The organism is Candidatus Ulvibacter alkanivorans (assembly GCF_003333325.1).
GTDB lineage: Bacteria > Bacteroidota > Bacteroidia > Flavobacteriales > Flavobacteriaceae > Ulvibacter_A > Ulvibacter_A alkanivorans.
This window is the reverse complement of sequence record NZ_QOLC01000044.1, coordinates 1-9,279: the sequence shown is the minus strand read 5'-3', so window position 1 is coordinate 9,279 and position 9,279 is coordinate 1. Positions and strand designations below refer to the sequence as shown.

The 9,279-nt window shown below is 38.9% G+C and carries 8 protein-coding genes; all 8 read right to left on the bottom strand.

The genetic code is table 11. The features are described 5' to 3' along the window. Window position 1: 1 nt before the first annotated feature. The 8 genes from DWA30_RS02980 to DWA30_RS02945 all read right to left on the bottom strand — a co-directional run bounded on the left by DWA30_RS02980 (window position 2) and on the right by DWA30_RS02945 (window position 8,675). Window positions 2–748 (bottom strand): hypothetical protein, encoded by a 747-nt coding sequence (locus DWA30_RS02980; RefSeq protein ID WP_114491041.1) that lies wholly within the window; start codon window positions 746–748, stop codon window positions 2–4. A gap of 17 nt (window positions 749–765) precedes the next feature. Beyond that, window positions 766–1,254, bottom strand: a complete 489-nt coding sequence (locus tag DWA30_RS02975) for a hypothetical protein (protein WP_114491040.1) — start codon at window positions 1,252–1,254, stop codon at window positions 766–768. Window positions 1,255–1,260: 6 nt separating this feature from the next. Next, window positions 1,261–2,259 (bottom strand): zinc metalloprotease, encoded by a 999-nt coding sequence (locus DWA30_RS02970; RefSeq protein ID WP_114491039.1) that lies wholly within the window; start codon window positions 2,257–2,259, stop codon window positions 1,261–1,263. A gap of 161 nt (window positions 2,260–2,420) precedes the next feature. Further along, on the bottom strand, window positions 2,421–2,765 hold the full coding sequence (gene rplT, locus DWA30_RS02965; protein ID WP_114491038.1) for a 50S ribosomal protein L20: 345 nt from the start codon (window positions 2,763–2,765) through the stop codon (window positions 2,421–2,423). A gap of 96 nt (window positions 2,766–2,861) precedes the next feature. Further along, complete coding sequence (rpmI, locus tag DWA30_RS02960; RefSeq protein WP_114491037.1) at window positions 2,862–3,059, bottom strand: 50S ribosomal protein L35; 198 nt, start codon at window positions 3,057–3,059, stop codon at window positions 2,862–2,864. A 72-nt stretch (window positions 3,060–3,131) separates the two neighbouring features. Then, window positions 3,132–3,644: a translation initiation factor IF-3 gene (gene infC, locus DWA30_RS02955; protein WP_262510095.1), complete on the bottom strand. Its 513-nt coding sequence runs from the start codon at window positions 3,642–3,644 to the stop codon at window positions 3,132–3,134. Between the two features lie 60 nt (window positions 3,645–3,704). After that, a complete protein-coding gene (gene thrS, locus DWA30_RS02950) occupies window positions 3,705–5,651 on the bottom strand; it encodes a threonine--tRNA ligase (protein ID WP_114491035.1) in 1,947 nt (648 codons plus the stop codon). A 57-nt stretch (window positions 5,652–5,708) separates the two neighbouring features. Beyond that, on the bottom strand, window positions 5,709–8,675 hold the full coding sequence (locus tag DWA30_RS02945; protein ID WP_114491034.1) for a sulfatase-like hydrolase/transferase: 2,967 nt from the start codon (window positions 8,673–8,675) through the stop codon (window positions 5,709–5,711). Window positions 8,676–9,279 lie beyond the last annotated feature (604 nt).

Sequence of the window (9,279 nt, the reverse complement as noted above, 5' to 3'; positions counted from 1 at the left end):
GCTATAATTTATTAATGTAATCTACACTGGCATTCCATACAGCATGTACATTTAGGGATGAGGTAATATAAGTGCCGTAATTAATTATTTGGGTCCCATAACTTAATCCAAAATTGACGCCCGCAACGAAGGCGCTAGCACGTTCGGAAGCAGTACCGTGATGATGCTTACTTCCGAAATTCGTATCTCCTAAGTTCTCGAAGAACTGGATGGCTACATTTGCATATTGTTGTGTATATTGATTTCGCCAATTGAGGTCTAAGATATTCACATTGTTTTCTTGGATATGCTTTGCAGCGATTGACCCAGCTATGAAATCAGCCTGTAATTCATTCCATTTTGTAGTTTCCCAATAAGGTCCATTATTTTTAAACTGAAGGATATGTGCGTATTCATGAGACAATATCCAAAGCACATAAAAACCGGCGTTGTAGCTATCAGATGTGAAGTATTGGTTAAGTAAATTTATACCGAAATATGTTTGCCCATCGATATAATAGTTTTCATGAGTCATTGCAAATGCGTTTGGACCCGTTTCAGAATCATCATAATATCCTACTTGAACCTGTACTCCAAGAGTGTTAATTAGATATTGATTGTTTTGGTAAAAAGTTTGATCGATCCAAGTATTTCCACTAGATGTAAAGGTCTTATAGGAACTTTCACCACCCGCTCCTTCGTTAACAAAGCACTGAGCGAGCAGGTATTGTGAAAATATTAGGAAGGGAATTAATAGAAATTTTCTCATAATAATTGATTTAAAAATTAGTTGCAATTTTTTAGTTGTAATTTGAGACGTTCCATATTGTAGTAAATTTGATATCGTTCTGGGATATTATTGTTTATGAAGGATATGATTTTTGCTAGATTTTCATTTGGATAATTTTGAAACGAAATTTCTTTTGTTTCTTTTTCTGTCCTAATAGAGAGCGTGAATAACTCTCCATCTTGGATACATGGGTTTTCGTAGGTTATATTGTCGAATGATAAAACATCCGTGCCGATTTTAGAGTTTATGGCTGTAGAATAGATGGCATCGAACTCGATATCGGTAGTATTCGATTTTATCCTTTTATAAATAATTATAGAATCATTATTTTTAATTTCATATTTTATTTCATTGAGAGCGGGGCGCAAATGATTGTAAAGAATAATCGAGGAAGGCAATACTTCTTTATGTGACTCTTCACAAGTTTCGCTGGTTAATAATGTGAAAAGAAGAAGAAAGCAAATAATACGCTGTAAGTTTTTCATGATAAATTATTTTTCTTCGGCATTTAAATAAATACCATATTGTCCGCCTGAATAACCTCCTTGCGATAAGTAAAGTTCAAGATTATAGCTTTTGTCTGTATCAAGATATACCGTTCCACTTCCGTATCCTGTGTAAATATAGCCGTCTGTCCTTTTGGTTTTTGAGTATATTTCATATTTGTAATTTCCTGAAGTTGAAAATGAAGCTTCTTTGTATTCGACTTTATTGGTGCCGTTTATATTAAATAAGAACTGTGTGTTACCTAATTTTAAATAAAGATTTTCCCAAATCTGTGAGGCTCCAAGTTCATCTACGATAGATAAGTACCCATTCGTATATGTTTTTCTATCGTCTGTTCGTTTTCCGGTAGGTTTTCCATATATAGTCTGTATTCCTTCTACATCGTAATAACTTAAAGATCCATGATTGGACCATTTGGGGTTGCAGTAATTCATCACCGAATCTATATCGCATGGTGTAACATAATAACCACCACCGGTTCCTTGTGGTTCTTCATCACAAAGACAATCAGATCGATTGTGTTCGTGTGCGATGCCTAAAGCATGCCCAAATTCATGGACGGCAATAAATTTAATACAGTCTTCGCGTGAGTAACTGGTACATTTAAAATTTCCATAAAAATTGAAGTTTAATACCATACCATTTTTGCGCCCATCTAATTGTGTGCCTAGACCTTTTGTATGTGGGTGGGCATAGTCATCTATTAAGATTCGAATTCCTTCAGTATAACTATCGGCTTCCATCCAGCCGTAAAGATCCAGATTTGAATATCTTTCCCATGTTTCTGCAATAGCTTCTTCAACCCATTGTCTTTCTTGTCTATTTGAAGAAGAAGGGTTTTCCCAACTAACTTTTATTTTGGTAATGCCATTGTAATTCTGATTCCATTTCGATTTGGCATCCATGTTTATAAAACTAGGTTGTTGAGCTAATGATACCCCAGAAATGAATAGGCTAAAAAAGATAAGTACTATGGTTTTCATAATTCCTGTTTTGTTGAAGCTAAGATGCTAATAAACAGAAACATATGAAATACCCAGTACCGGGTATTTAATTTTTTGGGACGGGATAAAAAGGTTTTAAAAATAAAAAGCCCGCTCATTCGAGCGGGCTTTAAGTGAAATAATAGGTTTAAGATGGTATCTTATTTTACTTTTTTTACGATGGCTTCAAAAGCTTCTGGATGATTCATTGCTAAATCTGCAAGCACCTTACGGTTCAACTCGATCCCCGACTTTTTTAAGCTTCCCATAAATTGTGAATAAGACATCCCATGCTGACGGGCTCCCGCGTTTATACGCGTAATCCACAATGTTCTAAATGTTCTCTTTTTTGCACGACGGTCTCTGTATGAGTAAGACATTGCTTTCTCAACAGCATTTTTAGCGATCGTCCATACGTTTTTACGTCTTCCAAAGTATCCTTTGGCTTGCTTCATTACCTTTTTTCTTCGGGCTCTAGAAGCAACTGAATTTACTGATCTTGGCATATTTTTAATTGTTTTTGTAGCAGGCGATTTGCACTAAGCAAATTCTTTTGGGCCATACTCCAGGGTTTTTAAATAGTTTTAACCGGTTAAAGCAACTTACTTCAAACGAAGCATTTGTTTAACATTGTCTTCATCGGCCTTGTGCACAACTGCATCATGCGTTAAGGCAAGCTTACGTTTTTTAGACTTCTTTGTTAAGATGTGACTTTTAAACGCATGCTTTCTTTTAATCTTACCGGTACCTGTAAGCTTAAAACGCTTCTTAGCACTGGATTTTGTTTTTTGTTTCGGCATGTTTCTTCCTTTTATTTCTTATTTCACTTTATTGTTAATGCTACAGCAGTGCCTATTGGCACCCCGAGCAACTTATTTCTTTTTTGGTGCGATGAACATGATCATACGCTTACCTTCTAATTTAGGCATTTGCTCAACCTTTCCGTATTCTTCCAATTCTTGAGCAAGACGTAATAACAAAATTTCACCTTGATCCTTATAAATGATCGAACGACCTTTAAAGAAAACATAAGCTTTAAGCTTGGCGCCATCCTTTAAGAACTTTTCGGCGTGTTTCTTTTTAAATTCGTAATCGTGATCATCTGTATTTGGACCAAATCTTATTTCCTTGATCACAACTTTAGAAGCTTTCGCCTTCATCGCCTTTTCGCGCTTCTTCTGTTCGTAAACAAACTTTTTGTAATCCATTGCCTTACACACAGGTGGCTTGGCATTGGGAGAGATTTCTACAAGGTCTAACCCTAGTTCTTCGGCGATCTCTAACGCCTTTCTGGTGGGATAAACACCCATCTCCACATTGTCGCCCACAAGGCGTACTTCTTCTGCACGGATTTTTTTATTGATCCTGTGCTGGTCTTCTTTAATGACCCTTGCCGGGCCTCTACTTCTTTTTCTTCGTATTGCTATGACTATAAATTATTATGGTTACACATTAAATTCTACGATATTTTCGGCAATTTCTGTGTTAATTAATTCAGAAAATTTTTCAACCTTCATGGTGCCTATATCGCCTTCGCTATGTCTTCTTACAGAAACCGTACCATCATTCGCCTCTTGCTCACCCACAATCAACATATATGGGTACTTGTTCATCTCGGCTTCTCGTATCTTCTTGCCAATCGTCTCGTTACGATTATCGACAAGGGCGCGAATTTCGTGATTTTCAAGCAAATTTAAAACTTTTTCAGCGTATTTTTCATATTTTTCGCTTAAAGACAGTATAGCTACCTGTTCGGGCATGAGCCATAAAGGGAAATTCCCTCCGGTATGCTCAAGTAAAATGGCTACAAAGCGCTCCATACTTCCAAAAGGAGCTCGATGTATCATTACAGGACGATGCAGTTCGTTGTCACTCCCCTTGTACGAAAGTTCAAAGCGCTCCGGTAAGTTATAATCAACCTGAATAGTTCCTAACTGCCAGCTTCTGCCTAAGGCATCTTTCACCATAAAGTCCAACTTAGGACCATAGAACGCAGCTTCACCGGTTTCGATTACATAATCGAGCTCCTTTTCCTGTACCGCATTTATAATCGCTTGCTCTGCTTTATCCCAATTCTCTAAACTGCCTATGTACTTTTCAGGCTTTTCAGGATCACGCAACGACACTTGTGTGGTAAATTTTTCAAAACCTAACGACCCAAAAACATAGAGTACCAGATCAATTACTTTTTTGAACTCTTCGTTCAATTGATCGGGCGTACAAAAAATATGCGCGTCATCTTGAGTAAAACCACGAACACGCGTTAATCCGTGCAATTCGCCACTTTGCTCATAGCGGTACACCGTTCCAAATTCAGCAAATCGCTTTGGCAGATCTTTGTACGACCAAGGTTTGCTGTTGTAGATCTCACAGTGATGTGGACAGTTCATCGGTTTCAGTAAAAACTCTTCTCCCTCATTAGGGGTTTTGATGGGCTGAAAACTATCTTCGCCATATTTTGCATAATGCCCCGATGTCACATAGAGTTCTTTTTGCCCTATATGCGGACTCACAACCATTTCATATCCTGCCTTTTTCTGTGCTTTTTTTAAGAAGTTTTCCAATCGCTCACGCAAGGCTGCACCTTTCGGTAACCACAACGGTAAACCTTGTCCCACTTTTTGAGAGAAGGTAAATAGCTCTAGTTCTTTTCCTAATTTACGATGGTCTCTTTTTTTAGCTTCTTCTAAAAGGGCTAAGTATTCTTTTAATTCTTTCTGCTTCGGAAAGCTTACGCCGTAGATTCGCGTGAGCTGCTTATTGTTTTCATCACCGCGCCAATATGCGCCTGCAATACTCATTAATTTAACGGCCTTTACGATTCCCGTATTCGGAATATGTCCACCTCGACATAGATCGGTAAAGGTGTCATGATCGCAGAAGGTAATAGTTCCGTCATCAAGATTTTCGATCAACTCTACCTTGTACTCGTTACCCTGGTCTTTATAGAATTGCAACGCTTCCTCCTTGCTAACTTCGCGCATCTGGAACTCATGTTTACCACGCGCAATGTTGAGCATCTTATCTTCTATGGCTTTCAAGTCGCTTTCTGAAATGCTTTTATCACCCAGATCAACATCGTAATAAAAACCATTTTCAATGGCCGGTCCAATCGTGAGTTTTACACCTGGATACAATTCTTCCAAGGCTTGTGCTAAAATATGAGCAGACGAGTGCCAAAAAGCTTGCTTTCCTTCATCATCTCTCCACGTGTATAACACTAACTCTCCATCTTCTGTAAGCGGTGTTGTGGCTTCAACAGTAGTGTTGTTGTAAGATGCAGAGATCACGTTTCGTGCTAAGCCTTCGCTTATACTTGTGGCAACGTCCATTGGAGTTACACCTGCTTCAAATTGTTTTACGCTTCCGTCCGGTAAGGTAATATTGATCATAGTTCAAACATTAGAGGGTGCAAAGATAAGTTCTTCAACTATGGTGCACAATAGTTATTAATTGGAGTTTGTATTATTTTCAACACGATCGGGAAAGTTCCATTTATCGGCATACATTCCGTAGATAAAGGGCATCTCGTAGGTGGCTACATAATTTTCATCTTTACCTTTGTCAAAATTGATATTGTAAACATACGTTCGTACACCGGCGGCTTTCAGCTTAAGTAACACTTCTATATTGTTGCTTATGGCACGCCTGGAGATAGCGAGATGTTTTACATTTAGATCCATCACACCATCAAATTTATTTCCTTTTATTCCTTTATACACATTGTGTGACAGAATTACGCCCTTAAGGCCTAGTGTATTGGCCTCGTTAAAAGCTTCTATGCTAAACACCTCCATCATTAAGCGTGATGGATCTATAAAAGCATCTTTAATCGCCTTTGGCTCATTGATTTTATCGGTCACCAATATAGCGTCAGGGTGTTTGCTAAACCACCGATTAATGTCGGTCATGTTCATCGGAGTGTACTGATTGAGGATAGACTGTTGCATGAATACCTGTTCGGTCGGTGGTAAACTGCCTTGATAGCCAGTCTTGGTTGCCCAAGATTCCCAATCATGAGCAGCGACAAAGCGGTTGTCTGAGGTCTTTAAAATATCTAACTCGAAATAGCGAAATCCATTTGTGTAACTTTGGTTTAAAGCTTCCAAAGAGTTGGTCGATTTATTCCCGTCGATCATGCCACCGGCATGCGCGATGAACCTGCTTCTGTCGTTGTTGAATTCATGGCGCTCTTCCGTGTTCTTTATATGGTAGGGGATCTCTAACTCGATCGATTTGGGTCCTGTCCTTTCTATTAATACGCCATTTTCAATATACGCGATATAGGGTTGTTTAGATTCAACAGAGGTCAAGACAGAAAACCCCAAGGCTTCGAGCGCATCACTGTGCTTCTTTAACATACGTGTTCCGCTGTCGTGAATCAACATCGCAACAAATCGGTCTTCTTTTAATAACGCTTCAGCAAAGACAATAAAGTTACTAGCTGCTTCCCGAGAAGCAAACGTATCGAAGTTACGAACCTTGTATTGATCATTTTCAAGATAAAGCACATTAAGGCCACGTGATGCCTTGTGCGGTTCAAGCCCTGTGTAAAGTTTACTCTTACCTCTGGTTTTTAACGCTTCAAAACCTGTGCTTTTTAAATAGATCTTGGTGTGATCGATCTCCTTTTCTGGGACAATAGCGGCCCAGTCCTTAAAAATTGAAATATCATCGGGGTCAAAGAACACCTCTCCTTCACCCATTTTTGCGACGCCTATGTGCTTTCCTTGTTGTAAATGCGCAAAGATATTGCCTTCAGAAACAGAAAAAATTAATCGTAGATATTCGTTTCTATGAAACGCACTATTCAATGCCATTGTTTTATACCCGGTATAGTGCATTTCATCATCGAAGGCCAAGCGATAAAATTGATCTTCTTTTATTTTTGGTATTAGTTGTAGGTGCTTTGTTCCTTCTGCAATGACAGCTATGTTGTTCTCCTCAGTAAGTGACAACCGAATACCTTTATGATAATTTACTGTTTCTAGCGAGGCTTCATTCAACGCCAGTATATTCTTGATGTTATTGTCTAAAAATGCGTTCTCATTTTCTTCGGAAATATAATCGGTCAAGAATCTAGCATTGCTTTCTATACCGGCGCCATTCAAAATAATACGAGGCAGGTCGATCTGTGATAAGGTGTCTAATCGTTTATAACTCACGCTTTCTTTGTCGGCAGTTGTGATGAGATACAACCCTCTTTTTGCAGAAAATTTTTGAAGCACCGGATGTTTTCCCATAAACTCATGATCGGGAAATATGTAGACCACCGTGTTGTCCATTAAATTGTTTTCTTCTAAATAGGCAAAAAGGTCCGCGATAAGATAATCCACGGCCATGGTCATAAATTCCAGTTTGCTCTCTTGGTCTGGGATCACCTCGCGCATGCGCTCATCGTAAACTCCATCCGGAAAATGTCCTGATATATTCGACAAGAACAACGCGAAGGGTTTTTCTTTTTTGCTCTTGGTTGCAATCTCCTTTTTGGCGGCTTCAAAAAGTTCTTTGTCGTGCAGACCCCATAATGATTTAATTTTAGGAACACCCAATTCTTGTTCTGACTTCACCCTAAAGCCAAAAAGGCTAAGCATATCGTTTAAACCCGAGAACTCCTTGTTTCCCATTAAATATGTAAGATCGTATTCTGCCGCTTGTAGGACATCGCCTATACTTGTAATACGTGATGAGGTCGTATTCTGAAAAATGTCGTTGTTTGATGCCTTAAAATAGGCAGGAAACCCCGTCATCGTAGTATACACAGAACCTGAAGTCCATTTGCTGCCTTCGTTTTGCTCCATGGGAAAATAAGTATACGTGTCTCTAAGCTCGCCTAAGGTGGGAGTAAGTGCCTCTAAAGGTGCTTCTAGAAAACCGCGCTCCAACGACTCTAACGACAACACGATAATGTTCTTACCGGCGGTAGCGGTAAGATCGTCGGGTTCTATATAAGTTTCAGGGTCAATTCCAATGTCCTCTAAAGCCGTTTCAAAAGATTTTGACTGTGTGAACTTAATGTTAGCGATCGAATAGATATTGTGCACGATACCATTCGGAAAACTCATTCCTACAAGTCCAACGACCACTGCAATTGCCAATACCTTCCACGAAACCGCTTTTCTTCGTAAGAGTCGACTACCGTAATAGAGTAGGGTGGCCAACACTACAAGCACTAAGGTAAATACGATATATTCTTTTGCGTAGAAACCGCGCAGCGACCAAGCTTCGGCAATATTCAAATGTTCATAGAACTTATAGTCGATAACGCTTCCGCCTAATTGCACCGACACCAATTGTAGGGTCAAGAAAACCCCCAAAACTATCGATGTTGCTATGGCCGCTATTTTGTTTTTTATAAGCGCACAACAACTTAAGGAAACCAGTCCTAACAATAGAAGTTGAAATAGAATGTTCATACGGTCAAATTTCTCGCAAAAGTAACACAAAATAAAATCTATGGTTCGATCGCCTGCGATTTAATAAGAACCGACTGTTGTTGTTTTATATGCGTTGGGCGATCGCTATTTTTTTTGTTTAAAAATAGCACCGGGCTTTCGCTACTCGCTTCCCTTATGCCTATGGCAAAAGGCAGAGCTCACACATAACAGTAGTGTCTACTGTTGCTCCGCTCAATCCCTATCGCGGGGCGTTGGGAGGTAAGAGTTATAATAGGGTCAAATTAGTATATATATTAAGGTATAAAAGGGTGTAAAATAGTAGGGTGAGGGCTAATTGTTCGCCAGTCAGTAGCTTACATTTTCGTAGGAAAAATTTTCTAAAAAAACTCCAATTTATGTTTGGAGAAACCAAAAAGGAATCTATCTTTGCACCCGCCTTAGGAACCCGATAGGGTTTTAAAAGGAAGCTTAAAAAGCGCTACGTAAAATGTAGTTCGACAAGCGAAAACAAACGTTCTAATTTTTTGAAATTATTTTTAAAAATGTATTGCAGATTAAAAAAACTGTTGTACATTTGCACCCGCTAAAACAACGAGTGACTCAAAAACACGAGTTAGTTTTT

Bases quoted from the DNA above. Each gene is read 5' to 3' on its own strand.
- DWA30_RS02980 (WP_114491041.1), bottom strand. From the start codon at position 748: ATGAGAAAATTTCTATTAATTCCCTTCCTAATATTTTCACAATACCTG.
- DWA30_RS02970 (WP_114491039.1), bottom strand. From the start codon at position 2,259: ATGAAAACCATAGTACTTATCTTTTTTAGCCTATTCATTTCTGGGGTA.
- rplT (WP_114491038.1), bottom strand. From the start codon at position 2,765: ATGCCAAGATCAGTAAATTCAGTTGCTTCTAGAGCCCGAAGAAAAAAG.
- rpmI (WP_114491037.1), bottom strand. From the start codon at position 3,059: ATGCCGAAACAAAAAACAAAATCCAGTGCTAAGAAGCGTTTTAAGCTT.
- DWA30_RS02945 (WP_114491034.1), bottom strand. From the start codon at position 8,675: ATGAACATTCTATTTCAACTTCTATTGTTAGGACTGGTTTCCTTAAGT.
- DWA30_RS02975 (WP_114491040.1), bottom strand. From the start codon at position 1,254: ATGAAAAACTTACAGCGTATTATTTGCTTTCTTCTTCTTTTCACATTA.
- thrS (WP_114491035.1), bottom strand. From the start codon at position 5,651: ATGATCAATATTACCTTACCGGACGGAAGCGTAAAACAATTTGAAGCA.